General features: G+C 70.3%; 22 protein-coding genes. 13 read left to right on the top strand and 9 right to left on the bottom strand.

Translation table 11 applies throughout. The features are described 5' to 3' along the window. The first annotated feature begins 152 nt into the window (after positions 1 to 152). Genes ACFY0U_RS41965 through ACFY0U_RS41950 form a run of 4 tightly spaced genes read left to right on the top strand, consistent with a single transcriptional unit; the run spans position 153 to position 5,294 of the window. On the top strand, positions 153 to 920 hold the full coding sequence (locus ACFY0U_RS41965) for a redox-sensing transcriptional repressor Rex (protein WP_388645288.1): 768 nt from the start codon (positions 153 to 155) through the stop codon (positions 918 to 920). Continuing rightward, the gene (locus tag ACFY0U_RS41960; RefSeq protein WP_388645286.1) at positions 917 to 2,629 is read left to right on the top strand and encodes a glutamyl-tRNA reductase; all 1,713 of its coding nucleotides are present in this window, start codon (positions 917 to 919) and stop codon (positions 2,627 to 2,629) included. The genes ACFY0U_RS41965 and ACFY0U_RS41960 overlap by 4 nt, the downstream gene beginning before the upstream one ends. Beyond that, positions 2,626 to 3,585: a hydroxymethylbilane synthase gene (gene hemC / locus ACFY0U_RS41955; RefSeq protein WP_388645285.1), complete on the top strand. Its 960-nt coding sequence runs from the start codon at positions 2,626 to 2,628 to the stop codon at positions 3,583 to 3,585. The genes ACFY0U_RS41960 and hemC overlap by 4 nt, the downstream gene beginning before the upstream one ends. Next, on the top strand, positions 3,582 to 5,294 hold the full coding sequence (locus tag ACFY0U_RS41950; protein ID WP_388645283.1) for a uroporphyrinogen-III synthase: 1,713 nt from the start codon (positions 3,582 to 3,584) through the stop codon (positions 5,292 to 5,294). Before hemC ends, ACFY0U_RS41950 begins: the two co-directional genes overlap by 4 nt. Before the next feature lie 52 nt (positions 5,295 to 5,346). On the opposite strand, the gene ACFY0U_RS41945 is transcribed toward ACFY0U_RS41950, so the two are convergent. Then, complete coding sequence (locus ACFY0U_RS41945; RefSeq protein WP_388645281.1) at positions 5,347 to 6,711, bottom strand: FAD-binding oxidoreductase; 1,365 nt, start codon at positions 6,709 to 6,711, stop codon at positions 5,347 to 5,349. Between the two features lie 361 nt (positions 6,712 to 7,072). On the opposite strand from ACFY0U_RS41945, the gene hemB reads away from it, so the two are divergent. The 4 genes from hemB to ACFY0U_RS41925 all read left to right on the top strand — a co-directional run bounded on the left by hemB (position 7,073) and on the right by ACFY0U_RS41925 (position 11,679). Next, complete coding sequence (hemB, locus tag ACFY0U_RS41940; RefSeq protein WP_388645279.1) at positions 7,073 to 8,071, top strand: porphobilinogen synthase; 999 nt, start codon at positions 7,073 to 7,075, stop codon at positions 8,069 to 8,071. Positions 8,072 to 8,423: 352 nt separating this feature from the next. After that, positions 8,424 to 9,227 (top strand): SAM-dependent methyltransferase, encoded by an 804-nt coding sequence (locus ACFY0U_RS41935; protein ID WP_388645278.1) that lies wholly within the window; start codon positions 8,424 to 8,426, stop codon positions 9,225 to 9,227. An 88-nt stretch (positions 9,228 to 9,315) separates the two neighbouring features. After that, a complete protein-coding gene (locus ACFY0U_RS41930) occupies positions 9,316 to 10,530 on the top strand; it encodes a PLP-dependent aminotransferase family protein (RefSeq protein WP_388645276.1) in 1,215 nt (404 codons plus the stop codon). A gap of 291 nt (positions 10,531 to 10,821) precedes the next feature. Beyond that, positions 10,822 to 11,679, top strand: a complete 858-nt coding sequence (locus tag ACFY0U_RS41925) for an arylamine N-acetyltransferase (RefSeq protein WP_388645274.1) — start codon at positions 10,822 to 10,824, stop codon at positions 11,677 to 11,679. On the opposite strand, the gene ACFY0U_RS41920 is transcribed toward ACFY0U_RS41925, so the two are convergent. After that, positions 11,649 to 12,422 (bottom strand): DUF4253 domain-containing protein, encoded by a 774-nt coding sequence (locus ACFY0U_RS41920; RefSeq protein WP_388645273.1) that lies wholly within the window; start codon positions 12,420 to 12,422, stop codon positions 11,649 to 11,651. The two genes, ACFY0U_RS41925 and ACFY0U_RS41920, sit on opposite strands and share 31 nt — an antisense overlap. 321 nt (positions 12,423 to 12,743) lie before the next feature. Between ACFY0U_RS41920 and ACFY0U_RS41915 the strand changes: the two genes are divergently transcribed. After that, positions 12,744 to 13,337, top strand: a complete 594-nt coding sequence (locus ACFY0U_RS41915) for an RNA polymerase sigma factor (RefSeq protein ID WP_388645271.1) — start codon at positions 12,744 to 12,746, stop codon at positions 13,335 to 13,337. Next, positions 13,337 to 14,326 carry a hypothetical protein gene (locus ACFY0U_RS41910; protein WP_388645269.1) on the top strand — a complete coding sequence of 330 codons (990 nt, stop codon included), beginning with the start codon at positions 13,337 to 13,339 and terminating at the stop codon, positions 14,324 to 14,326. Before ACFY0U_RS41915 ends, ACFY0U_RS41910 begins: the two co-directional genes overlap by 1 nt. On the opposite strand, the gene ACFY0U_RS41905 is transcribed toward ACFY0U_RS41910, so the two are convergent. Together ACFY0U_RS41905 and ACFY0U_RS41900 are read right to left on the bottom strand one after the other, a co-directional pair. Next, on the bottom strand, positions 14,323 to 14,562 hold the full coding sequence (locus ACFY0U_RS41905; protein ID WP_388645267.1) for a DUF397 domain-containing protein: 240 nt from the start codon (positions 14,560 to 14,562) through the stop codon (positions 14,323 to 14,325). The genes ACFY0U_RS41910 and ACFY0U_RS41905 overlap by 4 nt on opposite strands. Then, positions 14,559 to 15,386 (bottom strand): Scr1 family TA system antitoxin-like transcriptional regulator, encoded by an 828-nt coding sequence (locus ACFY0U_RS41900; RefSeq protein ID WP_388645265.1) that lies wholly within the window; start codon positions 15,384 to 15,386, stop codon positions 14,559 to 14,561. The genes ACFY0U_RS41905 and ACFY0U_RS41900 overlap by 4 nt, the downstream gene beginning before the upstream one ends. A 113-nt stretch (positions 15,387 to 15,499) precedes the next feature. Between ACFY0U_RS41900 and ACFY0U_RS41895 the strand changes: the two genes are divergently transcribed. Further along, entirely contained in the window at positions 15,500 to 15,922 is a 423-nt protein-coding gene (locus ACFY0U_RS41895; protein WP_388645263.1) for an ATP-binding protein, read from the top strand. 7 nt (positions 15,923 to 15,929) lie between these two features. Here the strand turns inward: ACFY0U_RS41895 and ACFY0U_RS41890 are convergent, their stop codons facing one another. From ACFY0U_RS41890 to ACFY0U_RS41880, 3 genes are all read right to left on the bottom strand, one after another. After that, positions 15,930 to 17,348 carry a choice-of-anchor P family protein gene (locus ACFY0U_RS41890; protein ID WP_388645261.1) on the bottom strand — a complete coding sequence of 473 codons (1,419 nt, stop codon included), beginning with the start codon at positions 17,346 to 17,348 and terminating at the stop codon, positions 15,930 to 15,932. Positions 17,349 to 17,365: 17 nt separating this feature from the next. After that, the gene (locus tag ACFY0U_RS41885; RefSeq protein WP_388645260.1) at positions 17,366 to 19,336 is read right to left on the bottom strand and encodes a choice-of-anchor P family protein; all 1,971 of its coding nucleotides are present in this window, start codon (positions 19,334 to 19,336) and stop codon (positions 17,366 to 17,368) included. Positions 19,337 to 19,795: 459 nt separating this feature from the next. Further along, entirely contained in the window at positions 19,796 to 20,386 is a 591-nt protein-coding gene (locus ACFY0U_RS41880) for a TetR family transcriptional regulator (protein WP_388645259.1), read from the bottom strand. A gap of 113 nt (positions 20,387 to 20,499) precedes the next feature. On the opposite strand from ACFY0U_RS41880, the gene ACFY0U_RS41875 reads away from it, so the two are divergent. Continuing rightward, positions 20,500 to 21,483, top strand: coding sequence for an aldo/keto reductase (locus ACFY0U_RS41875; protein WP_388645258.1), 984 nt, complete (start codon positions 20,500 to 20,502; stop codon positions 21,481 to 21,483). Between the two features lie 67 nt (positions 21,484 to 21,550). Here ACFY0U_RS41875 and argS read toward each other — a convergent pair whose 3' ends face one another. After that, positions 21,551 to 23,314, bottom strand: a complete 1,764-nt coding sequence (gene argS / locus ACFY0U_RS41870; protein ID WP_388645256.1) for an arginine--tRNA ligase — start codon at positions 23,312 to 23,314, stop codon at positions 21,551 to 21,553. Between the two features lie 266 nt (positions 23,315 to 23,580). Between argS and lysS the strand changes: the two genes are divergently transcribed. Next, positions 23,581 to 25,317: a lysine--tRNA ligase gene (gene lysS / locus ACFY0U_RS41865; protein ID WP_388645254.1), complete on the top strand. Its 1,737-nt coding sequence runs from the start codon at positions 23,581 to 23,583 to the stop codon at positions 25,315 to 25,317. Between the two features lie 69 nt (positions 25,318 to 25,386). Here the strand turns inward: lysS and ACFY0U_RS41860 are convergent, their stop codons facing one another. Continuing rightward, entirely contained in the window at positions 25,387 to 26,646 is a 1,260-nt protein-coding gene (locus tag ACFY0U_RS41860) for a DUF2637 domain-containing protein (protein WP_388645253.1), read from the bottom strand. Between the last annotated feature and the right edge of the window lie 8 nt (positions 26,647 to 26,654).

Below are 26,654 nucleotides of genomic sequence, written 5' to 3'. Positions count from 1 at the left end.
CCCCGAGAGAGACGCGCGTGACCCCGGTCACGTTGGCCGGGCAAATCGGACACCATCTTTGTGCACGCGTTCACAAAGACATAGCCTGCTTTCGACGGGGCGGTCTAGGTACGTGTGACCGCCTGCAGCCCCGCTCTACCCGCAGGAGCACCGTGGCAACTGGCCGAACTCACCGACCGGCGACCCGTAGCCGAGGGATTCCCGAGGCCACCGTCGCCCGGCTTCCGCTGTACCTCCGCGCGCTGACCGCACTGTCGGAGCGCTCGGTACCCACGGTCTCCTCCGAGGAGCTCGCGGCCGCGGCGGGGGTCAACTCCGCGAAACTGCGCAAGGACTTCTCTTACCTCGGGTCCTACGGGACCCGTGGTGTGGGCTACGACGTCGAGTATCTCGTCTACCAGATCTCCCGCGAACTGGGCCTGACCCAGGACTGGCCGGTTGTGATCGTCGGTATCGGTAACCTCGGCGCCGCTCTCGCCAACTACGGCGGCTTCGCCTCCCGCGGCTTCCGGGTCGCCGCCCTCATCGACGCCGATCCGGGCATGGCCGGTAAGCCCGTCGCCGGGATCCCGGTGCAGCACTCCGATGATCTGGAGAAGATCATCGAGGACAACGGCGTATCGATCGGTGTGATCGCCACTCCCGCCGGTGCCGCCCAGCCGGTCTGCGACCGGCTCGTGGCCGCCGGGGTCACCTCCATCCTGAACTTCGCGCCGACCGTGCTGACCGTCCCGGACGGCGTCGACGTGCGCAAGGTGGATCTCTCCATCGAACTCCAGATCCTCGCCTTCCACGAGCAGCGCAAGGCCGGTGAGGAGGCCGCCGCCGGTGCCGACGGCGCCGGTGCCGGCGCCGCCGGTCGTGGGGACACCGCCGACAAAGGGCCCGACGGGGACGTACCCGCCGTGATGCCGGCATGAGTCTCCTCGTCGTGGGGTTGAGCCACCGCAGCGCTCCGGTCAGCGTCCTGGAGCGGGCGGCGCTGAGTGCTGACGCCCAGGTCAAGCTGTTGCAGGACACGGTCGCCGCGGAGCCGGCCGCCGAGGCCGCGGTGCTGGCCACGTGCAACCGGATCGAGCTGTACGCCGACGTCGACAAGTTCCACGCCGGTGTCGCCGAGCTGTCCACGCTGCTCGCCCAGCACAGCGGGGTGGGGCTCGACGAGCTCACGCCCTATCTGTACGTGCACTACGAGGACCGGGCCGTCCATCACCTGTTCTCCGTGGCCTGTGGGCTCGACTCCATGGTCGTCGGGGAGGGGCAGATCCTCGGGCAGATAAAGGACTCGCTCGCCAAGGCGCAGGATCTGCACACCGCCGGGCGGCTGCTGAACGATCTGTTCCAGCAGGCGCTGAGGGTCGGCAAGCGCGCGCACTCCGAGACCGGGATCGACCGGGCCGGGCAGTCGCTGGTGACCTTCGGGCTGGAGCAGCTGGCTTCCGGTACGGCGGTCGACGCGTGGGCCTCCGGCAAGAAGGCCCTCGTTATCGGTGCCGGGTCCATGTCCTCGCTCGCCGCGGCGACGCTCGCGCGGGTCGGGGTCGGCGAGATCGTGATCGCCAACCGGACGTCGGACCGGGCCGAGCGGCTCGCGGAGATCCTGAACGACGCCGATGACCTGGACGTGGTGGCCCGCGCGGTACCGATGGACGCGGTGCCGGGCGAGCTGACACGTGCCGATGTTGTCGTGTCGTGTACCGGGGCGACCGGGCTGGTGCTGACGGCATCCGAGGTCGCCGAGGCCGTTGCCGCGGGCCCGGTGGTGGGTCCGCCCGCCGGTGTCGGCGAGGTGCCGTCCCGCTTCGGGTCGGGAGCCGCCCCGGGCGGCACGACCGCCCGCAGCCTGAGCGGAGCGGTCGATGACGAGAACTGTCCGCTCGATCTGAACGCCGTCCAGGCCACCGCCGGGTTCTCCGTGCTCGGGGAAGCCGCCGTCGCCGGGATGGCCGCCACCGAGCTCGAGCAGCATGCCGCCTGGGTCGACAACGGCATGGTCCGTATCCCCGGCGCGGCCGACGAAGCCGACGCCATCGCCGCGCTCGCCGCCGCTGCCGCCGCTGCCGGGCGGATTCCTGAGCGGCGTAGGCCCGAGCCGGTCGCTCCGCAGCCGGCGCCCGGGCTGTTTCTGCTCGATCTCGCCATGCCGCGTGACATCGACGCCGCCGTGCACCGGATTCCCGGAGTGCGCCTCGTCGACATCGAGTCGCTCGCCGACGCTTCCGCCGACGCTCCGATGGCGGCCGACGTGGACCAGGTGCGGCGGATCGTCGCCGACGAGGTCGCGGCGTTCGGGGCCGCGCTTCGGGCCGCGCACATCACGCCGACCGTGGTCGCGCTGCGGACCATGGCCGCCGATGTCGTCGCCGGGGAGATCGCCCGCCTTGAGGGGCGGCTGCCGGGGCTCGACGACAAGCACCGCAGCGAGATCACCCAGACCGTGAAGCGTGTGGTCGACAAGCTGCTGCACGCGCCGACCGTACGGGTCAAGCAACTCGCGGCCGAGCCCGGCGGTGCCGGGTACGCGGACGCGCTGCGGACCCTGTTCGACCTCGACCAGGAGACGGTCGACGCCGTGTCCCGCGCCGAGGACAGCACCGAGAAGAACAGCAAGAACCGAGGGCCGGCATGACTGAGAAGGCACTGAGGCTCGGGACCAGGCGGAGCAGACTCGCCATGGCCCAGTCCGGGCAGGTGGCGGACGCCGTGAGCCAGGTGACCGGACGGCCCGTGGAGCTCGTCGAGATCACCACGTACGGCGATGTGTCGCGGGAGCAGCTCGCGCAGATCGGCGGCACGGGCGTGTTCGTGACCGCGCTGCGGGAGGCCCTGCTCAAGGGGGAGGTCGACTTCGCGGTGCACTCGCTGAAGGACCTGCCCACCGGGCAGCCCGACGAGCTCGCGCTCGTCGCGATCCCGCTGCGCGAGGACCCGCGTGACGTCATCGTCGCCCGGGACGCGCTGAAGTTCACCGACCTGCCCCGCGGGGCGCGCATCGGTACCGGCTCGCCGCGGCGGATGGCCCAGCTCAACGCGTACGCACGCGCCCATGGGCTGGACATCGAGACCGTCGCGATCCGCGGGAACGTCGACACCCGGATCCGGTATGTGCACGACGGTGAGCTGGATGCGGTGGTGCTGGCCGCGGCCGGGCTGAACCGCATCGGGCGCATCGACGAAGTGACTGACTTTCTTTCAGTCGACACGGTTTTGCCCGCTCCCGGCCAGGGAGCACTCGCGATCGAATGCGCCGCGGACAACGCGGACCTGATCGCCGCGCTCGGCGAGCTCGACGACCCGTTCACGCGGGCCGCCGTGACTGCCGAGCGGTCACTGCTCGCCGCCCTGGAGGCCGGTTGCAGCGCCCCTGTGGGCGCGCTGGCCGACCTGCTGGCCGACGGGCAGATTGTCAAGGAAATGCGCCTGCGCGGCGTCGTCGGTACCACCGACGGCTCGCGGATCGTGCAGATGTCCACCACCGGTCCCGTGCCCGAGACGTACGACCAAGCAATGGCGCTCGGCCGTGAACTCGCTGCCGAGATGCTTGCCCAGGGCGCGGCCGGTCTGATGGGGGAGCGAGCACAGTGAGCCCCACCACCCTTCCTGCCGCCGGACCTGAACACGGGCACGTCACCTTCCTGGGTGCCGGACCCGGGGATCCGGGACTACTTACTCTGCGCGCCGTGGAGGCGCTGGGGAACGCGGACGTTCTCGTCGCCGAGCATGAAGTGCTCGACGTCGTGCGCGTCCACGCTCGCTCAGGCGTCGCCGTCGTGGACACGGACTCGGATCCCTCGTCGGATCCGCATCCGGGCACAGGCGCGCCCCAACTAACGGTTGTTGACGGTTCGTCAACAACCGCTGCCACCCCCGCCGTGCGGGATGCCGCACATCTTGTCATGGAGGCCGCGCGGGGCGGCAGGCGGGTCGTACGTGCGGTGTCCGGGGACCCCGGGCTCGACGCGTACGCCGCCGAGGAGATGCTGGCGTGCGCCGCCGCCGGGGTGCCTTTCGAGGTCGTTCCCGGTGTCGCCGCCGCGGTCGGTGTGCCCGCGTACGCGGGTGTTCCGCTGCGGGACGCGCAGGGCGCCGATGTGCGGTTCGTGGATGCGCGGACCGCTTCCGACCGGTGCTGGACCGAGGTCGGGGCGTCCGACGGGACCGTGGTCGTCTCGACGACCCTGGACTCCGTGGCGGCCGCCGCCGGTGAGCTCGTCGCCGCCGGGCGCAAGCCGGACACCCCTCTGACGGTCACGGTCGCTGGTACGACCACTCGTCAGCGGACGTGGACGGCGACGCTGGGGACCATCGCCCAGCTGTTCAAGCAGACCAAGGTGCTGCCCTCGCCGGACGGCGGGCGGCCGGTGATAGCCGTGGTCGGTGAGCGCTCCGCCGCTGCTCAGCGTGAGCAGTTGTCGTGGTTCGAGTCGAAGCCGCTCTTCGGGTGGCGGGTGCTCGTGCCGCGTACGAAGGAGCAGGCGGCCTCGCTCTCCGACCAGCTGCGGTCCTACGGGGCCGTGCCGCACGAGGTGCCGACGATCGCCGTCGAGCCGCCGCGGACGCCTCAGCAGATGGAGCGGGCGGTCAAGGGGCTCGTGACGGGGCGGTACGAGTGGATCGCCTTCACCTCGGTCAACGCCGTCAAGGCGGTGCGGGAGAAGTTCGAGGAGTACGGGCTCGACGCGCGCGCCTTCGCGGGCATCAAGGTCGCCGCGGTGGGCGAGCAGACCGCCAAGGCGCTCGTCGCCTTCGGTGTGAAGCCGGATCTGGTGCCCAGTGGTGAGCAGTCCGCTGCCGGGCTGCTTGAGGACTGGCCGCCTTACGACCCCGTATTCGATCCGATCGACCGGGTCTTCCTGCCGCGCGCCGACATCGCCACCGAGACGCTGGTCGCGGGGCTCATCGAGCTCGGGTGGGAGGTCGACGACGTCACCGCCTATCGGACCGTGCGCGCTTCGCCGCCGCCGGCCGACACCCGTGAGGCGATCAAGGGGGGTGGCTTCGACGCCGTTCTCTTCACCTCGTCCTCCACCGTGCGGAACCTGGTGGGTATCGCCGGGAAGCCGCACAACGTGACCGTCATCGCGTGTATCGGTCCCGCCACCGCGAAGACCGCCGAGGAGCATGGGCTGCGGGTGGATGTGATGGCTCCCGAGCCGTCCGTGCACAAGCTCGCGGAGGCGCTGGCCGACTTCGGGCTGAAGCGGCGGGCGGCCGCGGTGGAGGCCGGGGATCCGGTGACTCGGCCGAGCGAGCGTCGGCCTGGGGCGCGGCGGAGGCGTAGCACCACGACCTGATCCTGCGGGTGCGGGTGCGGATGTTTGTGGGTGCGGCGGTCTGGCGTTCTTGTCAGGCCGCCGTCACCGTGTGGCCGTAGCGGAGCAGGTTCTGGGGGTCGTACGTCTCCTTCGTGCGGCGCAGACGGTCGTAGATCTCCGGGGTCCAGGCGCGGGCGCGGTCCTGCGCGTCGCCGGGGCGGCCGTGGAGATTGGGCATCGTGCAGCCGGTGGCGTACGGGGTCATCGCTTCGTACAGCGCGGTCGTGGCCGTTTGCACGGCCTCGGCTGCCTCCGGGCCGGCCAGGACGCCCACCGCCTCCAGGAGGTAGGCGGCGTTTCGCGCGCAGACCGCGTCCTCCGTTGCAGCGGGGCGGGAGAGGGCGCCGCCCATGTGGCGGAGTTCCACCAGGAGCAGGGCGTAGTCCTGTGCGCTCGGGCCCGCCTCGTCGAGGAGCGCTGTCACGGCGTCGGGGGTCAGTTCGCCCAGGCAGCCGCAGGACTCTCTTGCCGGGAGGGGGTCCACGGGGTCCTGGTAGATCATGTCGACCGCCGTGTAGTCCATCTCCGTCACCGTGTCGAAGACGACGGGGGCCGCGTCGCGGAGCGGGGTCAGGAGGTTCTGGCCCTCGTCCTCCGCGCCGGTCCAGGCCACCGCCACCCGGGACCAGAAGCGGCCGCGCAGGGGTTCTGGGATCTCCGGGAGCGGGGGCAGGCGCAGCAGTGTGAAGCCGGTGCACATCTCGTCGGGGACCGTGGGGGTCCACTGCGCCCAGGCGCGCAGGAGGGGTTCGGCGTCCTCGCCCGTGCAGTAGATGCCGCCGCCGAGGATGCGGGACAGGGCGGGGAGTTCGGTGACCATCTCCGTGACGATGCCGATGTTTCCCTTGCCGCCGCGCAGGGCCCAGAAGAGGTCGGGTTCCTTGGTCGCGGTCGTTTCGTGGAGGGTGCCGTCCGGGGTGACGACCTTGAAGGAGCGGACCAGGTCGGAGGCGTAGCCGAAGGCTCGGCCGAGGATGGGGAGGCCGCCGCCGAGGGTGTAGCCGACGGCGCCGACGTCTGTGGAGGAGCCGTTGAGGGCGGCGAGGCCGTGGGGGGCGGCGGCGTTGATGACGTCGCGCCATTTCGCGCCGGCGGAGATCGTGGCGGTGCGGGTTGCGGGATCTATGTGTACGTCCGTCATGCGGGACGTGTTGATCAGCAGGCCTGTGTCCATGGGGTAGTTCGCGCCGTGGCCGGTGGCCTGGACGGCGATGGGGGTGCTCGTGGCTGAGGCCCAGCGGAGTGCGGTGATGATGTCTTCGGTGCTGGTTGCGCCTACGACCACGTCGGGGGTGTGGGGAGCGGCCAGGTTGAAGCCGGTCACTTCGGGGGTGTAGGCCTCGTCCGTGGCGTGGAGGACCGGGCCTTGGATGGTGGAGAGGTCGGGGGTGGGCATGGGGGCCTCCTCCTGTTGGTGGAGGGGTTGTCTCTTCAGCTTGGACCCGTCGGTAGTGGTGCGCATGTGCGGGGTGCGGTGCTATGCCTGCGGCGGCCCGTGCGGGCTCGTGGGGGTTCGCGTTGCGCACTTCTCGTCGTTGGGGGTCGGGGCCGCACCGGGGGGTGTCCGTCCTCGGTCGGGCGGGGCTGTTCTTCCAGGTGGTGAACTTGGTCGGGCGCCCGACGCTGCGGGCGGACACCCCCCGGTACGTCCCCTGCTCGCCGTTGCGCGAGTGCGGGTGCGTTCCCACTGGGGTGCGGGGCTTCGGGCCGACGGCTCGTCGGCAAAGGGGGGTCTGAGGCGGGCGTAGCGTAGGGGTATGACGACGTACGGATCCTTTCCCGGCAGCCGGCCGCGGCGGCTGCGGACCTCTCCCGTCATGCGGCGGATGGTCGCCGAGACGCGGTTGCATCCCGCTGACTTCATCCTTCCCGCCTTTGTGCGGGAGGGTGTGAGTGAGCCCGTGCCGATCGCGGCCATGCCGGGGGTTGTGCAGCACACCCGGGACAGTCTGAAGAAGGCGGCCGTCGAGGCTGTGGAGGCCGGGGTCTCCGGGATCATGCTGTTCGGGGTGCCCGAGGAGTCCAAGAAGGACGCTCTGGGGACGCCGGGGACCGATCCGGACGGGATCCTCCAGGTCGCGCTGCGGGATGTGCGGGCCGAGGTCGGTGACGAGCTGCTCGTGATGTCTGATCTGTGCCTGGATGAGACCACGGATCACGGGCACTGCGGGGTGCTGGACGACCAGGGGCGGGTCGACAATGACGCCACCCTGGAGCGGTATGCCGAGATGGCTCAGGTGCAGGCCGATGCCGGGGCGCATGTCGTCGGGCCCAGCGGGATGATGGACGGGCAGATCGGGGTCGTACGCGATGCCCTTGATCAGATCGGGCGGGAGGATGTCGCGATTCTCGCGTACACCGCCAAGTACGCTTCTGCTTTTTATGGCCCCTTCCGGGAGGCCGTCGGGTCCTCGTTGAAGGGGGATCGGAAGACCTACCAGCAGGACCCCGCCAATGTGCGGGAGTCGTTGCGGGAGTTGGCCCTCGATCTGGAGGAGGGGGCCGACATGGTGATGGTGAAGCCTGCCGGGCCCTACCTCGATGTGCTGGCCCGGGTCGCCGATGCCGTGGACGTGCCCGTCGCCGCCTACCAGATCTCCGGTGAGTACTCGATGATCGAGGCCGCCGCCGAGAAGGGCTGGATCGATCGGGAGCGGGCGATTCTGGAGGCGCTGACCGGGATCAAGCGGGCCGGGGCGCAGAACATCCTCACCTACTGGGCTGTTGAGGCTGCGCGGATGCCGGCGGTTCGGTAGTCGTCGATGTCGACGGGCCTTCGTCTCGGAGGCCCTCGCCGTCCTCGCATGCCGTCAGGGTGAGGGTGGCCAGGACGACCGTCAGCGCTGCCAGGAGGCGGCGGGGTGCGCGGGTGTGCGTGTTCGCTGACGCGGGCATCGGCAGGGGCCTCTCTGTCGGTCGTCTGTGAGGAGTGGCCTCAGCCTGGTGCCTGGGTGGGTGTGGTCGCCATAAGGTGCCTGGCGGTTTGGGACGCGTGCGGGGCGGGGTCGGATCTGACCTGCGGGGATGTGGCGTCCCGGAGGTGTGTCGTGGGATGCGGGGAGGGGGAGTCCGCTGTCTCTACGGCCTTTGCGGGCTAGCTTGTTGGCCATGAGCATGGAGATCGACACCACCAAGGCGCATCCCGCGCGCGTCTACGACGTCTTCCTCGGCGGCACCGACAACTACCCCGCCGACCGTGAGGCCGCCGCCGCGGCGCTCGCCGCCAATCCGCGCGGGTATCTGGACGTACGGCACAACCGCGACTTCATGCGGCGGGCCGTCACCGAGCTCGCGGAACGGGACGGGATACGGCAGTTCCTCGATGTGGGGACCGGGTTACCGACCGCGGAGAACGTGCATCAGATCGCCCAGCGGATCCATCCCGAGTCGCGGGTGGTGTACGTCGACAACGATCCCGTCGTGCTCGCGCATGCGCGGGAGCTGCTGAGCGGTGGCCCTGAGGGGCGTACCGACTATCTCGACGCCGACTTCGAGGAGCCGGCGCGGATTCTCGAACGGGCCGCCGAGACGCTGGACTTCGGGCGGCCCGTCGCGTTGTTCCTGGTGGCCGTGTTGCATTTCGTCGAGGACGAGGTCGCCTATCGGGTGGTGCGCGAGCTCGTCGATGCCTTGCCCTCGGGGAGCCGGGTCGTGGTCAGTCATCTCACGCTGGATCTCAACGCGGCGAACATGCGGGCCGTGCAGGAGACGTACACCGCGCGGGGGTTCTCGTTCGTGCTGCGGTCCAAGGGGGAGGTCGAGCGGTTCTTCGCCGAGAGCGGGCTGGAGGTCGTCGAGCCCGGTGTCGTGCCGGTGCATCGGTGGCGGCCGGACGGGGCCTCGCCCGCCGAGATCGGTGATGTGACCGACGCGGACATCAATGTGTACGCGGGGGTCGGGCTCAAGGGTTGATCGGCTGATCGGCTGATCGGCTGATCGGCTGATCCCGGATCCTGGAAAGCTATTTGTAGGCGGCATCTATATCTCTAGGGTGCTCGGCATGAGCCTTACGAGCACCCTTGCCGCCTTGCCTTCGCTCGCCTCGCGCGTCCGGTCGACCGGTGGGTCGGCGGTACGGGAGATCCTTGCTGTCACCGCGCGGCCCGAGGTCGTCAACTTCGCCGGTGGGCTGCCGGCGCCCGAGCTGTTCGACCGGGAGGGGGTCGCGGCGGCGTTCCGGTATGTGCTGGAGGAGGTGCCGGGGCAGGCCCTTCAGTACTCGACGACCGAAGGGGAGCCGGGGCTGCGGGAGTCGCTGGCGCGGCGGATGGCGGTGCGGGGGCTGGCCACCGGGGGCGAGGAGCTTGTCGTCACCACCGGGTCCCAGCAGGGCCTGTCCTTGGTCGCCGCCGCGCTCGTGGAGCCCGGGGACACCGTGCTTGTCGAGGATCCCTGTTATCTGGCGGCACTTCAGGTCTTCGGGCTTGCGGGGGCGCGGGTCGTCGCGGTGCCGGGGGATGCGGAGGGGCCGGATGTGGGGGCGCTTGCCGAGCTTGTGGTGCGGGAGCGGCCGAAGTTGTTCTACACCGTGCCCACTTTTCAGAATCCCAGCGGGCGGACCATGTCGGCCGAGCGGCGGGCCGGGGTGGCGGAGGTGGCGGGGCGGTACGGGGTGTGGATCGTCGAGGACGATCCGTACGGGGAGCTGCGGTTCGAGGGGGAACGGCTGCCCTGGATCGCCTCGTATCCGGGGGCCGAGGAGCGGACCGTGCTGCTCGGGTCCTTCTCCAAGGTGATGGCTCCCGGGCTGCGGGTGGGGTGGTTGCGGGCGCCGGGTGAGTTGCGGCGGGCGTGTGTGGTCGTCAAGCAGGCCGCGGATCTGCATACGCCGACTGTCAACCAGCTTGCCGCGGCGCGGTATCTGGAGGAGCGGGATCTTGACGCGCATGTGGCGCGGGTCGCGGGGGTCTACGGGGAGCGGCGGGACGCGATGTTGGCGGGGCTTGGCGAGGTGCTGCCGGAGGGGGCGGTCTGGAATCGGCCTGAGGGTGGGATGTTTTTGTGGGTGCGGTTGCCTTCTGGGTACGACACGGCGGCTTTGCTTCCTGAGGTTGTGCGGCATGACGTGGCCTATGTGCCGGGGGCGCCCTTCTGTGCGGGGGAGGTTGATCGGGGGGCGTTGCGGTTGTGCTTCGTGACGGAGACGGTGGAGCGGATTGGGGAGGGGCTGGGGAGGTTGGGTGTGGGGTTGAGGGCTGCGGTGCGAGGGCGGTGAGGGAGGTGCGGGCCGGTGGGGGCTGGTCGCGCAGTTCCCCGCGCCCCTTGGGGGGCGTCCGGTTGTTGGTTGGGTGCGGGGCGGTGGGGGGTGGTTGCGCAGTTCCCCGCGCCCCTTGGGGGGCGTCCGGTTGTTGGTTGGGTGCGGCGTCGTTGTGGGTGGTCGCGCAGTTTCCCGCGCCCCTTGGGGGGCGTGGGGTGGGGTCGGGCTCAGGTCCTAGGTCTCATGGAGTGGGGGTGTTGGGGCTGGGGGCTGCGGACGGGGTGGGGTGGGGTGCCTAGGGTTGGTGGCATGTCCGACACTGTGGAGTTCGACCTCGATGCTTATCTCGGCCGGATCGGGTGGGGAGGGGAGCGGGTTGCCGATGTGGCGACGCTGCGGGGTGTGCATCTTGCGCATGCGCGGGGGATTCCGTTTGAGAACCTCGATGCCGTGAGCGGTACGGCTCCCTCGCTCGAAGTTGGTGATCTGCTGGACAAGCTGGTCCGGGGGCGGCGCGGGGGCTATTGCTATGAGCACAACACCCTGCTGCTGCATGCCCTGGAGGCGCTGGGCTTCGGGGTGACTCGGCTGGCGGCGCGGGTGCAGGTGGGTGCGGACGGGTTGGAGAGCCGGCCGCGTACCCATATGACGCTGTTGGTGGAGGTGCCGGGGGAGACGCGGCCGTACCTTGCCGATGTGGGGTTCGGGGCGGTGGGTGCGCTGCTGGAGCCGGTGCCGCTGGTGGCGGGTGAGGAGTTCGAGGGGGCGGGGCGACGGCACCGGCTGGTGAAGGTGGCGCACCGGGGGCCGCTGGACCTGTGGGTGCTGGAGGCCTTCGAGCAGGGGCCGGCGTGGGAGGGCGGGTGGCGGCGGCAGTACTCCTTCACCCTGGACCCCAGTGAGAGGCCCGACTTCGAGGTGTTCAACTGGTTCGTCGCGACGAACCCGCGCTCACCGTTCACCCAGCGGCTCTATGTGCAGCGTATGCGCGGTGACCAGCATGTGTTCCTCTCCGGCCGGGAGTTGACCGTGACGTCCCCCGACGGCACGGTCAGCAAACGAGAGGTTTCCGAGGAGGAGGTCGCGCGGCTGCTGGGCGAGGAGTTCGGGATCGACGTCCCTCAGTCCCCCGTCCCTCAGTCCCACCAGAAGGACCAGGCCCGCTGATTGAGCAACTCGCGTTCGGCGTAGGCCTCCAGGACGGTGTCGCCGCCCTGCCAGAGGTTGTCCGGGCAGAACGCGAAGTGTTCGGCGGCCAGGGCCCGCGCCTCGGCGAGTGTCGTGGGCGGGGCCGCCACGGAGACCCGCAGGTGGTCGAAGCCGAGCGCCACGACCCGTATGCCGAACCGGTCCTCCCAGGAGCGGAGCACCGCGCTGAGGCGGGCTGTGTCGTCGCCGTAGTTCGTCGCGCCCGTCCAGCCGATCGCCGTCGGGATGTCGGCGCTGCGGCGGGCCGGGACCAGGGCCAGGCGGGGTTCCTTTCGGGAGCCGCCGGCGGAGAGGAAGCCGTCGGCGATGTCGGTGGCCACCGCGTCCGGGTCTGCCTCGGTGGCGGTTGCCTCCGCCAGGCCCGGCCAGTCGCCGGCCTCCTCCGCGCAGCACTCCTCCCAGAAGTCCGCCAGGACCTCCTCCGCGTCATGATCACCGGGGTACGACATCTCGTCCGGTGCCAACTCCCAGTCCTGCGGGCTGCCATGGCCCCCGCCGATGTCCAGGACCACCGGGAGCAGCCCGAGCGTGCGGGGCGCATCCTGGAGGGCGGCCCAGGCGGCCGGGGTCGCCCGGTCGTCGGCCAGCCAGAGCAGCGGCTCGTGCCACGGGCCCTCGTCCGTCGTGTCGATCAGCTTGCCCGGCGGGAGGCCGAGCCCGAGGGAGGCCAGCCTCGGCAGCGGGTTGGGGAGCGTTGCCATGCCGACGACTGTAGGGGCAGCCACTGACAACGCCGGGGCCGCAGGCTGAGGCGGGCGCCGACTGAAGAACTTGCGGGGTGTGGTTCACGCGGGGTGGGTGGGGTGGCTCTTACATGCGAAGGGGCTCGCGGTCGGCGCGGGCCCCGGTGGACGGGAGCAGCGCATGGACCCTGGTACGGCGTCGGTCGTCACCGCACTGGCGGGGCTGGGAATGCACGTAGTCACCCTGATCCGGGAAGAGTTGAGGCTACGGTGGGCCGAGCGTCGGGAGCGGGGGCGGGTGGCGCGCTGCCAGTGCGCCCAGGACGGGAGGGAGACGGCGTGACGGAGCCGGGCCCGCGGGAGGGCGACTCCAGGGAGCCGCTGCCGGTCGGCGGCGCCGGGGAGGGCGCCCCCGCGGAAGGCGTCGCGCAACCGTCGTACGGCCTGTCTCCCGAGGACGAGGAGGCGTTCAGCCACTTCTACCGCGCCTATGTGCCCAGGCTGACCGCGTATCTCGTCTACCAGGGCGCCCCGGTGGACCGGGCCGGGGAGTTCGTGCAGGACACGATGGTCAAGGCCTATCGCTCATGGCGCGAGATCCGGTCGCACAAGAGCTGGGCCTACACGGTCGCCTACCGGGAGTTCGTCCGGCACGCCACGCGCGTGGAGGAGCCCGTCGAGGAAGTGCCCGAGTCCACGACCCTGCTGTGCCGCCCCGAGGCGACCGAGTCCTGGTTACAGGAGCAGGAGATCGTCCGGGTGTTACGGGGCCTGCCCGCACGGCAGCGGCAGGTGCTGGCGCTCATGCTGGACGGGTGGAAACCGGCCGAGATCGCCAAGCTGATCGGCATCGAGGGCGCGGCGGTACGGTCCAACCTGTTCAAGGCGCGCAAGGCGGTCGCCCAGCATCTCGCACGGCGGGAGGAGGACTGATGGCCGACGAGTGGCTCGCCCGTGAGCACGGGGAGTTCCACCTGGGACTCGCCCGGTTCCTCGATCCCGACGCCGGGCTGAGCGAGGTGCGGGAGCAGGCCGGCGGGCATGAGGACGTGGTCCGTGGACTGGGCCTCGTGCTGGACGTCGAGGGCGGGCTGGCGAGCATCCTCCACGCCGAGGACGCGGTGGACGCGGTGGACGCGGTGGATTCCGGTACGACGGATCCCGGGGACCGCGCGTGGATGCCGGACGCCGATGTCGCCGAGGTCCTGCGCGCCCTCCCGGCGCAGCAGCGGCTGGCCGCGCGCAAGGATCCCGTGATCGCCGCCTGCGTCAGCGGTGAACTCCTGGTCCGGGCGCTGGAGTTGCTCGACGACCTCGTCCGGGAGGAGAAGCGGACGGGGACCGGCGAGGCTTTCCCCGGCCCGTACGTCCAGCGTTTCGCCGACCTCGCCCGCGACTACGCCCGCGCCCGCAGGTTCGCGCTGGCGGAGCCGCCCGCCCTGACCCTCCCCGCCGCCCTCAACCTCGCCGCGGTCTTCGCTCGCACCTTCGAACACGACCTCGGAGCGGCCCGCCGCCCCCGCGACGACGCCCACGCCCTCACCGACACCCTCGACGCCGCCGCCCGCGCCCGGGACCCCGAGCGCGTCCGTGCCTACGACCTCATCGCCCGCCCACTCGCCGACGGACTCGCCCGCGAAGCCAGGCGCCGTCTCCACCTCCCGACGACGGACGGTCTCGTCGCCGCGCTGCTCGACGGCACCCTGGACGACTTCACCGACGCCGACCTCACCGGGGTGAACCCCAACGACCCCGCACTCAACGGCATCCAGTGGTCCGAGACCGGCACACGATGGCCGCCCGGCACGGACATCGACGCGCTGCGGAACCGGTCCGAGGAGACCTCGCCGTACTCGCGTGTCTATGTGCTCGGACGGCGTCCGAAGGGAAACAGCCGGGCGGGAGCGGGAGTTCGGGTCTAGGCGGTGGTCGCGATGAACGCGGACCAGGCGGTGGCGGTGACCTGGAGGGTGGGGCCGGTGGGGGTCTTGGAGTCGCGGATGTGGATGGTGTGGGGGCAGGTGGCGATCTCGACGCACGCGCCGCCCTCGTCGCTCCTGTGGCTGGACTTGCGCCAGGCAAAGGCGACTTCGAGGCATTCGCCGCCCTCATCGCCGCTGTACGTCGACTTGAACCACTGAAGTGCCTCGGTGCTCATTGCTCTCCTAGCAGACGGTCCAGCAGGTCCTTTGAGTCCAAGGGGGACAGGGCCTGTGCTCGCAGCATCGCATACTTGCGAGCGAGGATGGACACCTCATCTGCGTCGGATACCCATTGGCTGCCGCGTTGGCCTTCGATGTAGGCCAGGTGTTGATGGTCCGGGGTCTCCACGAGGACGAAAGGGCCGTTCAGCCCCGCGTGTGAAGGGCTGTTCATAGGCAGGAACTGCAGTGATACGCAGGGCAGTTCAGCGCACGCGCGCAAATGAAGGAGTTGTCCGGCGCGAACTTCGGGACCGCCGATTGCCAGGTGCAGCACCGGCTCCCAGACCACGAAGCTGAGGGTCGGTGGGGTCGCGCGCTGGAGGATCTCCTGCCGCTCGACGCGCGCCGCCGTCTTCGTCTCGATCTCGTCTTCGCCGTACGCCGGAACGCGCTCCCGGAGCACGGTCTCCGCGTACGCCCGCGTCTGAAGCAGCCCCGGCAGTACCTGGTTGGCATAGAGGGACAGCGCGATCGCCTCCCGCTCATGCTCCATATACAGCTCCGCCCACATCGGGAACTGGTCGATCTCCGGCAGGTTCGCCACCCCCACCGACAACATCCCCTTGGTCTGGAGGATCTCGTCCAACAACACGGCCAGGTCCGGTTTCAGAGACCTCCGGCCCTGTTCGATCGACGCGATCGTCTCCTCGTCGACCTTGACCAGCGCGGCCAGGGCACTCTGGGTGTAGCCCGCGGCGCGGCGGGCCGCGGCCAGTTGCTTGCCCAGCATCTTCATGGAGGTCAGGTTCTTCGGCCGCGGTGGCTTCTTCGCGCTCATGTTGGTCTCAATCCCCCAGGTCCCACGTACGTCACCGGGTGAGAGCCCGTACAAAAAATCCGTACGGGTTCACTCGCTGATCCACGCTAGTGACTCTGCGCGACATTCGTACCGTGAATGAGCCAAGCCAACTCGCCGTTCAGCGCGATCAGTTCTATCGCCGCGACCGCCGTTCCGTGTCCGCCGCCAGGCGGTTCGCGCGGTGGTCGCTCGTCCACTGGGGGCTTGCGGCGTGGGAGCGGGCCGATGATGTGTCGCTGTGTGTGAGCGAGTTGGCGACCAACGCGCTTCTGCACGGGGCGCCGCCCGGGCGGGGGTTCCTGCTGCGGGTGCGGTACGACGGTGATGTGCTGCGGGTGGAGGTGCATGACAGCGGGGGCGGTGAGCCGCATGTCGCGGACGAGGTCGACGAGGGTGGGCGTGGGCTGTTTCTCGTCGCCGCGCTCGCCGACAAGTGGGGGGTGGGACAGCGGGACCCCGGCAAGGTGGTGTGGTGCGAGTTCGTCCACCCTGCCGGGGCCTGTCCGGGCAACTAGCTTCTGACTATGCGCAGTTGTGGGCCCCGCTCGTGCTCGACGCGACCACCACGTCCGCGCCGCCGAGGCCGCTGATGTGGAGGGCGTTGACCGTGAGGCCGGTCGCCGTGCGCGTCTGTTCGTTCACGACGATCTTGGCTCCCGCGCCGAGGTCGATCGTGTGGTTGGGGGCGTCCGGGACGGTGACCGGGGTGCCCGCGATGGTGAGCTTGAGGTCGGTGGTGCCGGTGCTGGCCGTGCAGGTGCTCGTCGAGGTGGCGGTGATGCCGGTCGCCTCGATGACCGGGAGGCCGGGGAGGCCCAGGCTGAGTCTGGCCAGCGTGGACTTGGCTGTTGAGGTGCTCGGGCCGGTCGTCGTGGCGACGTCGGCGCACGGGGCGTCCGCCGTCAGGACCACCGCGCTGATGTTCTGGGTGCAGGCGGGGGCCACCGTCTTGGCGTCGGCCGTGCGGACCTCGCCCGTGTCCGGGGTCGGGGCGATCACGATCGGCAGTACCAGGACGGGGACGGAGGCGCTCAGGCCGTACGAGCGAGCCGTGACGTACTGGAGCTTCAGCTCGGCCGTGGCCTCCGAGGGCTTGTACGCCTCGTCGCCCGCGAAGGTCGCCTTGAGCGGCACGGTGGCCGAGTCGCTCAGCGGCTGGGCCACCGCCGGGATGGTGCAGCTCGCCTTGCCCGCCGCGTCCGTCTTCGCCTTGCAGGTCTGGTCCGTGCCCAGGGTGAGGGTGACCTCCCGGTCGGCCACCGGGGCTCCGCCCTCCTTTTCCGTGAGCTTCGCCGACAGGGGTGCCGGGGAGCCGTTGGAGACCGTGGCCGGGCCGTCGTAGGCGAGGGCGGTGTCCTTGAGGACGGGGGGATCGGGGTCGCCCGGGTCGCCGTCGCAGCCGTTGGTGCTGGTGATGAACTCCTCGCCGTACTCGGGCGGGTAGGGCGACAGGACCTTGCCCTCCAGCTCGATGTCCTGGTGTACGCCGTTGAGTTCCTGCTCGTAGTGCAGGTGCGGGCCCGTGGTGTTGCCGGTGCTGCCGACCGTGCCGATCACGGTGCCCTGGGCGACCTGGGCGCCGTCCGCGACCTCGTAGGTGGCGAGGTGCATGTACTCGGTGGTCCAGCCGTCGGGGTGGGTGATCCGGATGTACTGGCCGCCGCCGGGCTGGTTGTGGCGGGTGGCGGTGCCCGCGGCCGAGGCGAGGACGGGTTCGCCGGCACTCGCGCCCTGCGCCTTGACGAAGTCCAGGACGTTTCCGTGGCCCGGGTAGGTGGAGTACGTCCACACCGAGTCGCACTCGAACGGGGCCAGGAAGGCGGGCTTGGCGAGGATGCCGGGCTGGTCGGCCGCCCGGGCCGCCGTCGCCGGGGCCGTCAGGGCGAGGGCCAGTGTGGTGAGCAGGCCCGTGAGCAGTGTTCCGCGTCTCTTGATGCGCATGGCTGACGTCCCCCGTTTCACGCGCAGTTGTAGGCGTCCGTGGCGCTCGACGCGACGACCACGTCCACGCCTCCCGCCGCGGTCAGATGGGCCGCGTTGACCGTGAGGCCGTGCGCCGTCCTGATCTGCTCGTTGAGCACGAGCTTGGCGGCCGGGCCCAGGTCGATCGAATAGTTCGGTACGTCACCGATCTCCACCGGTGTGCCCGCGATCGTCAGCGACAGGTCCGTGCTGCCGGTGGTGGCCGTGCAGCTGCTGGTCGAGGTCGCCGTCACGCCGGAGAGGGCGACCACGGGCAGGCCGGGCAGGCCGATCCTGGCGTCCTCGACGGTCGCGGTCGCGGTGGAGCCGCTCGGGCCGGTCTTCGTCGCCACCTTCGCGCAGAGGGTGTCGGCGGACAGGACCAGCAGGTTGACGGGTGCCGCGCAGGGCGGGACCACCGTCTTGGCGTCGGCGGCGCGGACCACTCCGGTGTCCGGGGTGGGGGCGATGCCGATGGGCAGGGCGAGGACCGGGATCTGGGCGGAGAGGCCGTAGGCGCGGCCGGTGACGTACTGGAGTTTCAGCTCGGCCGTGGCCTCGGAGGCCTTGTACGCCTCGTCGCCGGCGAAGGCCGCCTTGAGGGGCACGGTGGCCGAGCCGGTGAGTGGCTGAGCCACCTTGTCGATGGTGCAGGTCGCCTTGCCGGCCGCGTCGGATTTCGCCGTGCAGGTCTGGAGGGCGTCCGTCGGGCCGAGGGTGAGGGTGACCTCGCGGTCGGCGACCGGGGCGCCGCCGTCCTTCTCCGCCAGGGTCGCGGAGAGGGCCGCCGGGGAGCCGTTGGAGACGGTGGCCGGACCGTCGTAGGTCAGGGTCGTGTCCTTCTGGACCGGGGGCTGGGTCGAGCCCTCGCCGACGTCGAGGAGGTCGTTGTCGAGGTCGAGGGTGATCCCGCCGTAGGTCTCCCTGTTGGGGTCGTCCTCGGTCGGGCCGTCGTACTGCTTGACCCGCTGGTGGTTCGCCCACATGTCGGCCGGGATCGCGCGGTCCTCGGTCGTCGCCACCTCGTCCCAGCGGGCGAAGTTGATGACGTCCGGCTGGGTGTAGCCGCCGGCGTTCGCCGCGACCAGGTCCGTGGCGAGCGAGGACGCGCTGCCGTAGGCGCCCGAGCGGTAGCCCAGTTCGTGGATCGTGGTGGTCCAGGACTGGAGGAAGGCCAGGACCTTCTCGCGGCCGGAGTTGTAGTGCTCCATGTTGTAGTAGAGGACCGAGCCCGCCGGGAGGCCGTAGGCCTGCGCCTGCGCGACCGCGTCCCGGGCCGATGCCGCGCCCTCCGGGACCGGGTCGGTGATCGCCACACAGTCGCCCGTGCAACTGCCCGAGCCCGCCTCGGCCTGCGGGCCGACGTAGATCGGGATGAACCGCCAGCCGTTGGCGTACTGGGTCTGCACCCACTCGGCGCTCGCCTGGTCCTTGCAGCCCGCGTTGACGCCGCCGATGTAGAAGCCGATGGCGCCGTACGGCGAGGCCGCCTTCCAGGCGTTCATCGTGGCGGTCGGCGGCGCGGCGCAGCGGTCGAAGCCCCTGCCCTGGTAGGACGTGGCGTCCGCGGGGACGGCCTGGACGGACGGCCGGGCCGCTGTGGCGGCCGAGGTCGCCGCCGGGGTGGCCTTGTCGGCCGGGAGGCCGGCACTGGCGAGGATCTTCTTGATCTCGTCCCGGTTCCCGCCGTAGGACGCGGTGACGGCGATGCCGTCGGCCGTCGCCCAGTACGTGTGCGAGGTGCTGTTCTCCGAGACGTGCGCGGCCGAGGAGCTCTCGCCCGGCTCCAGGACGAGCGCCTCCGTACGGCCCAACACGTCGGCCGGGCAGCTCTGTTGGGCATCCGCGGCCGGCTTGCCGAGGTACACGGCGTGACGGTCGTAGCGGACGCAGGTGTCCGGGTTCTCGGCGAGGTCGACGACGTCCCAGGTGGCCGGGACAGTGAACGTGTGGCCCTGGTAGGTCACTTGGGCCGTGTCCGACGCCTCCGCGGCCTGAGCGGGGCTGCCCAGTGCGGTGACGGTGAGTGTGGTCGCGGCGGTGAACGCCAGGAGCGCCCCGCGTAACGAACGTACTGATCTGCGGTGAATATTGATGATTTCCCCCGTGGTTGTGGCACCGGCTCATCCGGGCCGATGCGACTCGGAGTGACCAGGGGGAGCGTGACGGGGTTGTTGTACATCGGTCAACGACAGGGGTGGCCGAACAGGACGCTGTTACGGCCGAGTAAAGCGAGAGGCGCTTGGGAGCGCCGACTTGATGTGTGCGAAGCGTGGTGTGGGGGGTTGGTGAAGCGCCGGGTCGTGTCCGGGGCCCGCGGGGGCGGGTGTGCCACGGGTGCACGAGGTCTTCACGGGCGGCTCACGGCGGGACTTGTCCGGATGAGGACCGCGGTAGGGGGCATTCCGGGCGGACCGGGGCGGCGGTCACGTGCCCGTGGTCGCGGGGAAGAGCCGCTGCACCGCCGCGACGACGGCGGCACGGCGGGCCTCCGGGGACGGGTCGCGGACCTGGCCGGCGGCGGCGTCCGCGAGGTCGTGCTGGGCGGCCCAGGCCATGGCGATCTGGTTGAGGAGGACGAGGATGTCGACGGGGTCCCAGGCGGGGTCCAGGTGACCCGCCTCCTGGGCCTTGCGCAACAGCTCGACCTTGCGGTGGACGATCTCCCGGGTGGCGGCCTGGGCGGTGTCGCCCGCGAGCTCCAGCCTGCCCCAGCTCATGAGCCGGAAGCGGTCGGGGTGGCGCAGGAAGTAGTCGTGCACGCGCCCGGCGTACTCGGGCAGATCGGTGGTGTCCAGGCGGGTCGCCTCGGTCACCGCGGCCATCTCCTGGCCGGCGACGAACCCGTAGAGCTCTTCCTTGCTGCGGAAGTACGCGTAGAGGCGTTCCGTGCTGGTCCTGGCGGCCTTGGCGATACGGGTGATCCGCGCGCCGGCGATGCCGTACCGGGCGAACTCGGCCCTGGCCGCGGTGAGGATGCGGTCGCGGGTCGAGTCCGCGGCGGCCGAAGAGGTCATGCTCCGAGACTACCTGGCCAAAAAACTCTGTTTGGCGAAGGAGGGTGGGGCGGCGTAGGGTCGATAAAAGCAAACATTTTGGTTTGACTCGTCATGGAACCGAGGAGCACGTCATGCAGCAGCGGACACTGGGCAGCCAGGGCCTCACCGTCTCGGCGCTCGGCTACGGCGCGATGGGCCTGACCATGGCCTACGGCCCCGGCGACGAGCAGGAGGGAGTCGCCGCCATCCAGCGTGCCCACGAGCTCGGCGTCACCTTCATCGACACCGCCGAGCTCTACGGCCTGGGCACCGGCTCCAACGAGATCCTGGTCGGCAAGGCGGTCAAGGACTTCCGCGACGACGTGGTCCTGGCCACCAAGTTCGGCTTCGACCTGTCCGACCTGTCCCAGGGATTCGGCCTCAACAGCCGGCCCGACAACATCCGCAAGGTCGCCGACAACAGCCTGCGCTTCCTCGGCGTCGACCACATCGACGTCTTCTACCAGCACCGCGTCGACCCGAACGTGCCGATCGAGGAGGTCGCCGGGACCGTCAAGGAGCTCATCGACGCGGGCAAGGTCAAGTACTTCGGCCTGAGTGAGGCCGGACCGCAGACCATCCGCCGCGCCCACGCCGTGCAGCCGGTGTCCGTGCTCCAGACCGAGTACTCCCTGTTCGAGCGGGAGACCGAGCAGCTCTTCCCGGTCCTCGACGAACTCGGCATCGGCTTCGTCGCCTACTCCCCGCTCGGCCGCGGCTTCATCACCGGCACCGCCAGGCCGGCCGGCGAGTACGACGCCTCCGACATGCGCAACACCGACCCGCGCTGGCAGCCCGGCAACTACGAGAAGAACGTCGAGGCCGTCAGCAGGCTCGGCGAACTCGCCGCGGCCAAGGGCGCCACCGTCTCCCAGCTGGCCCTGGCCTGGCTGCTCACCCGTGGCGAGCACATCGTGCCCATCCCGGGCACCCGCAGCGTCCGGCGCATCGAGGAGAACGCCGGTGCCGCGGACGTCGCCCTGACCGAGGCCGACCTCGCCGCGATCGACGAGATCCTGCCGCACGGCGGCTTCGGGGCCCGCTACACGCAGGAGCACCTGCCGAGCTGGGTGTAGGGGCAGCGCGTCGAAACGGCAGCGGCCCGTCCTCCCGGTGGGGAGGACGGGCCGCCGCCGTGTCGGTTCAGAGCTTCTCGGGCGTCCTGATGCCGAGCAGGGCCATGCCCTGGTGGAGGGTGCGGGCGGTCAGGTCGCAGAGGAACAGGCGGTTCTCCTTCTGCTCCTCGGTGTCGGCCTTCAGGACCGGGCACTGGTCGTAGAACGTCGTGTACAGCGACGCCAGTTGGTACAGGTACGCGGCCAGCTTGTGCGGTGCGTACTCCGCGGTCGCCTCCGCGAGGAGCTCGCCGAACGCGTCCAAGTGCAGGCCCAACGCCCGCTCCGCCGGGGCGAGTTCGAGCCCCGGGTGGGCGGTCGGCCGCTTGTCCTCGGCCTTGCGCAGGATCGACTTGATACGGGCGTACGCGTACTGGAGGTAGACCGAGGTGTCGCCGTTCAGCGAGACCATCTGGTCCAGGTCGAACTTGTAGTCCCGGCTCGGCGAGGTCGACAGGTCCGCGTACTTCACGGCGCCGATCCCGACGTACCGGCCGTTCTCGACGATCTCCTCCTCGGTCAGGCCCACCTTCTCGGCCTTCTCGCGCACGACCGCAGTGGCCCGCTCGACGGCCTCGTCCAGGAGGTCCTCCAGCTTGACCGTCTCGCCCTCACGCGTCTTGAACGGCTTGCCGTCCGCGCCCAGCACCGTGCCGTAGCCCATGTTGTGGGCCGTCACGTCGTCGCCGAGCCAACCCGCGCGGCGGGCCGTCTCGAAGACCATCTTGAAGTGCAGCGACTGGCGTACGTCCACGACGTACAGCAGCGTCGTCGCGTTGAGGTCGACCACACGGTTGCGGATCGCCGTCAGGTCGGAGGCCGCGTAGCCGAAGCCGCCGTCCGCCTTCTGCACGATCAGGGGGACCGGCTGGTCGTCCTTGCCGCGGATCTCGTCGAAGAAGACGACCAGTGCGCCCTCGGAGCGGACTGCTACGCCCATCTCCTCCAGGAGACGGGCCGTCTCGGGCATGCCCTCGTTGTACGCGGACTCGCCGACGATCTCCTCGTCGCGGATCTCCATGTCCAGCTTCTCGAAGACCGAGTAGAAGTAGACCTTCGACTCGTCCACGAACTGCTGCCAGAGTTCGAGAGTTTCCTTGTCGCCGGACTGGAGGGCTACGACCCGCTTCCTCGCGCGCTCCTTGAACTCCTCGTCCGCGTCGAAGACCGCGCGCGAGGCCTTGTAGACCCGGTTCAGGTTCGACATCGCCTGCTCGCCGTCGACGTCCTCGGCCGGGGCCAACTCGCCGGGGTTCTCGACCAGGTACTGGATGAGCATGCCGAACTGGGTGCCCCAGTCGCCGATGTGGTGGCGGCCGATGGTCTGTTCGCCGGTGAAGTCGAGCATGTTGCGGAGGGCGTCGCCGATGACCGCGGAGCGGAGGTGGCCGACGTGCATCTCCTTCGCCACGTTCGGCTGGGCGTAGTCGACGACCGTGATGCCGGGGTTGTCCTTGAGGGGTACGCCGAGACGGTCGCCGTCGGCGGCGCGGGCGGCGAGGGTGTCGATGATCGCCTTGTCGGTGACCGTGATGTTCAGGAAGCCGGGGCCCGAGACCTCGACGTCCGCCAGCAGGTCGCCCTTGGTGATCTTCTCGACGACCTGGACGGCCAGTTCCCGGGGATTGGCCTTCGCCTTCTTGGCGAGGGCCAGGATCCCGTTGGCCTGGTAGTCGGCCCGGTCGCTACGTCGCAGCAGGGGGTCGACTCCGTCGGTTTCCGGGAGAGCGGAAGTGAGGGCGTCGGCGAGGCGTGCGTTGACGTTCGCGGTGATGGACGTGACCGGGGCCATGGGTATGGGTGCCGTTCTGGTCGGGGGCCGGGTTGATAGTCGCTGTCAGTATCCCACGGGGTCGCAAAGGGGTTTTTCCGTATCGATGCCGGGTGCGGGGCCGTGGGGGCTGGTCGCGCAGTTCCCCGCGCCCCTAACAGGCGGCTGCGCCGCCTATCGGGCACGGTCGCGTAAAGGCGTTTTCGCGCTCGCCCGGCTAACTGGGACAATGGCAGCGCCAGCCGTAGACCGTACCGGCTGCCTCAGGAGAAAGAAGGACGTGCCCCGTGGCTCAGAGCACCGAGACCACCGACTGGGTCTCCCGTTTCGCGGATGAGGTCATCGAGGAGTCGGAGCGTCGGGCCCCGGGCAAACCGGTCGTCGTCGCTTCCGGGCTGTCACCCTCGGGGCCGATCCACCTCGGGAACCTGCGTGAGGTGATGACCCCGCACCTGGTCGCCGACGAGATCCGGCGCCGGGGGCTCCAGGTCCGGCACCTCATCTCCTGGGACGACTACGACCGCTACCGCAAGGTGCCGGCCGGCATCGCGGGCGTCGACGACTCCTGGGCCGAGCACATCGGCAAGCCGCTGACCTCCGTGCCCGCGCCGAAGGGATCGTCGTACCCGAACTGGGCCGAGCACTTCAAGGCCGCCATGGTCGAGGCGCTCGGCGAGCTGGGCGTGGAGTTCGACGGGATCAGCCAGACCGCGCAGTACACCTCCGGGGTGTACCGCGAGCAGATCCTGCACGCCATGAAGCACCGCGGTGACATCGACGCGATCCTCGCCCAGTACCGGACCAAGAAGGCCCCCGCCAAGAAGCAGCAGTCGCAGAAGCCTCTCGACGAGGCCGAGCTCGAAGCCGCCGAAGGGTCCGGGGCCGCCGCCGAGGACGACGGCTCGTCCGGTGCCGCCGGGTACTTCCCGTACAAGCCGTACTGCGGCAACTGCGAGAAGGACCTGACGACCGTCACGGCCTACGACGACGACAGCACCGAGCTGACGTACACCTGCGACGTCTGCGGCTTCTCCGAGACCGTGCGGCTCAACGAGTTCAACCGCGGCAAGCTGGTCTGGAAGGTCGACTGGCCGATGCGGTGGGCGTACGAGGGCGTCGTCTTCGAGCCGAGCGGTGTGGACCACTCGTCCCCGGGATCCTCCTTCCAGGTCGGCGGGCAGATCGTCGGGATCTTCGGCGGGAAGCAGCCCATCGGGCCCATGTACGCCTTCGTGGGGATCTCCGGGATGGCGAAGATGTCGTCGTCCAAGGGTGGCGTGCCCACGCCCGGTGACGCGCTCCAGATCATGGAGCCGCAGCTGCTGCGGTGGCTCTACGCCCGGCGCCGGCCCAACCAGTCCTTCAAGATCGCCTTCGACCAGGAGATCCAGCGGCTCTACGACGAGTGGGACAAGCTGGACGCCAAGGTCGCGGACGGCTCCGCCCTGCCCGCCGACGTCGCCGCGCACTCGCGTGCGGTGCGCACGGCAGGCGGCGAGCTGCCCCGCACCGCGCGGCCGCTGCCGTACCGGACCCTCGCGTCCGTCGCGGACATCACCGCCGGGCACGCCGACCAGGCGCTGCGGATCCTGTCCGAGCTCGACCCCGCGAACCCGCTGGGCTCGCTCGACGAGGCCCGGCCGCGCTACGACAAGGCCGAGGCCTGGATCAACACGCACGTCCCCGCCGACCAGCGGACCATCGTGCGCGACGAGCCCGACGTCGAACTGCTCAAGTCCCTCGACGAGGCCTCCACGGAGTCCCTGCGGCTGCTGGTCGACGGACTCGCCGAGCACTGGTCGCTCGACGGACTGACCCACCTCGTCTACGGCGTGCCCAAGGTCCAGGCCGGGTTCTCCGCCGACGCCACGCCCAAGGAGCTGCCGCCGGAGATCAAGACCGCACAGCGGACGTTCTTCGCGCTGCTCTACCACCTGCTGGTCGGGCGGGACACCGGTCCGCGACTGCCCACGCTGCTGCTGGCCGTGGGACAGGAGCGGGTGCGGACCCTGCTCGGGGCGTAAAGGCCGGTTCTACGACGATGGGGGCGCCCGGTTCAGCACCGGGCGCCCCCATCGTCGTACCGGATCCCGCTACGCGATGTGGTCCTCTTCCAGCTCCGCGTTGTAGCGGTTCGTGAAGCGGTTGACCATGCGCTTGGACTCGTCCGGCGGGAGCATGAGGCTGAACTCCGCCTCCACGTTCTCGCTGAACTCGCGCGGGGTCGGGTAGCCGCTGCCCGTTATCGACTTCTTGAAGACCTGGTAGTACGACTCCTCGTCCGGCTCGGGGCTGCCGCCGCCCTCGCCGAGCTCCCGGGTACGGCTGGGACCGACCGGGATCGGGAAGCTGCCGGTCTCCTCCGAAGAGGGCTCCTCGTACACCGGCTGCTGCTGTTGCTGGTAGTACTGCTCGGCCTGCTGCTCCTGCGCGTACCACTGGGCGTACTGCTCCGGGTCGTACGAGGGGTCGTAGTCGCCCTGGTACTCGATCTGCTGGGGCGGAGCGAACCAGGGGCTCTCCTCCGGCACCTGCTGGTACTGCTCCTCGACGGGAGCCACCGCCTGCTGCGGGACCGGCGCGGCCTCGACGGCGCGCTGGGGCACCGGCGCCTCGACCTGCTGCGTCGCCATCGGCACCGGCGCCGGAGGGAGCAGGGCCGGCTCGATGCCCGCCGCCGCCAGGCCCGCCGGAGCCGTCTCCGCCAGCGGGACCCCGTAGCGCGCGAGCCGCAGCGGCATCAGGGACTCCACCGGAGCCTTCCGCCGCCAGGCGCGGCCGAAGCGGGACCGCAGCCTCGCCTGGTACACCAGACGCTCCTGCTCCAGCTTGATGACCTGCTCGTAGGAGCGGAGCTCCCAGAGCTTCATGCGGCGCCACAGCAGGAACGTGGGCAGCGGGGAGAGGAGCCAGCGGGTGAGGCGGACCCCCTCCATGTGCTTGTCGGCCGTGATGTCCGCGATACGGCCGATCGCGTGCCGGGCGGCCTCGACCGCGACCACGAACAGGATCGGGATCACCGCGTGCATGCCCACACCGAGCGGATCCGGCCACGCGGCCGCGCCGTTGAAGGCGATCGTCGCCGCCGTCAGCAGCCACGCCGTCTGGCGCAGCAGCGGGAACGGGATACGGATCCACGTCAGGAGAAGGTCCAGGGCCAGCAGGACACAGATACCCGCGTCGATGCCGATCGGGAAGACGTAACTGAAGTTCCCGAAGCCCTTTTGGATGGCGAGTTCACGGACGGCCGCGTACGACCCCGCGAAGCCGATACCGGCGATGATCACGGCACCGAACACGACGACGCCGATGAGAACGCGGTGCGTCCGGGTCAACTGCACTGGCGCGGCCACCCGTAATC

Source organism: Streptomyces sp. NPDC001536 (assembly GCF_042894505.1).
GTDB lineage: Bacteria > Actinomycetota > Actinomycetes > Streptomycetales > Streptomycetaceae > Streptomyces.
Note: the sequence above shows the minus strand (reverse complement) of the source record. Positions and strands in the feature narration are given on the sequence as shown.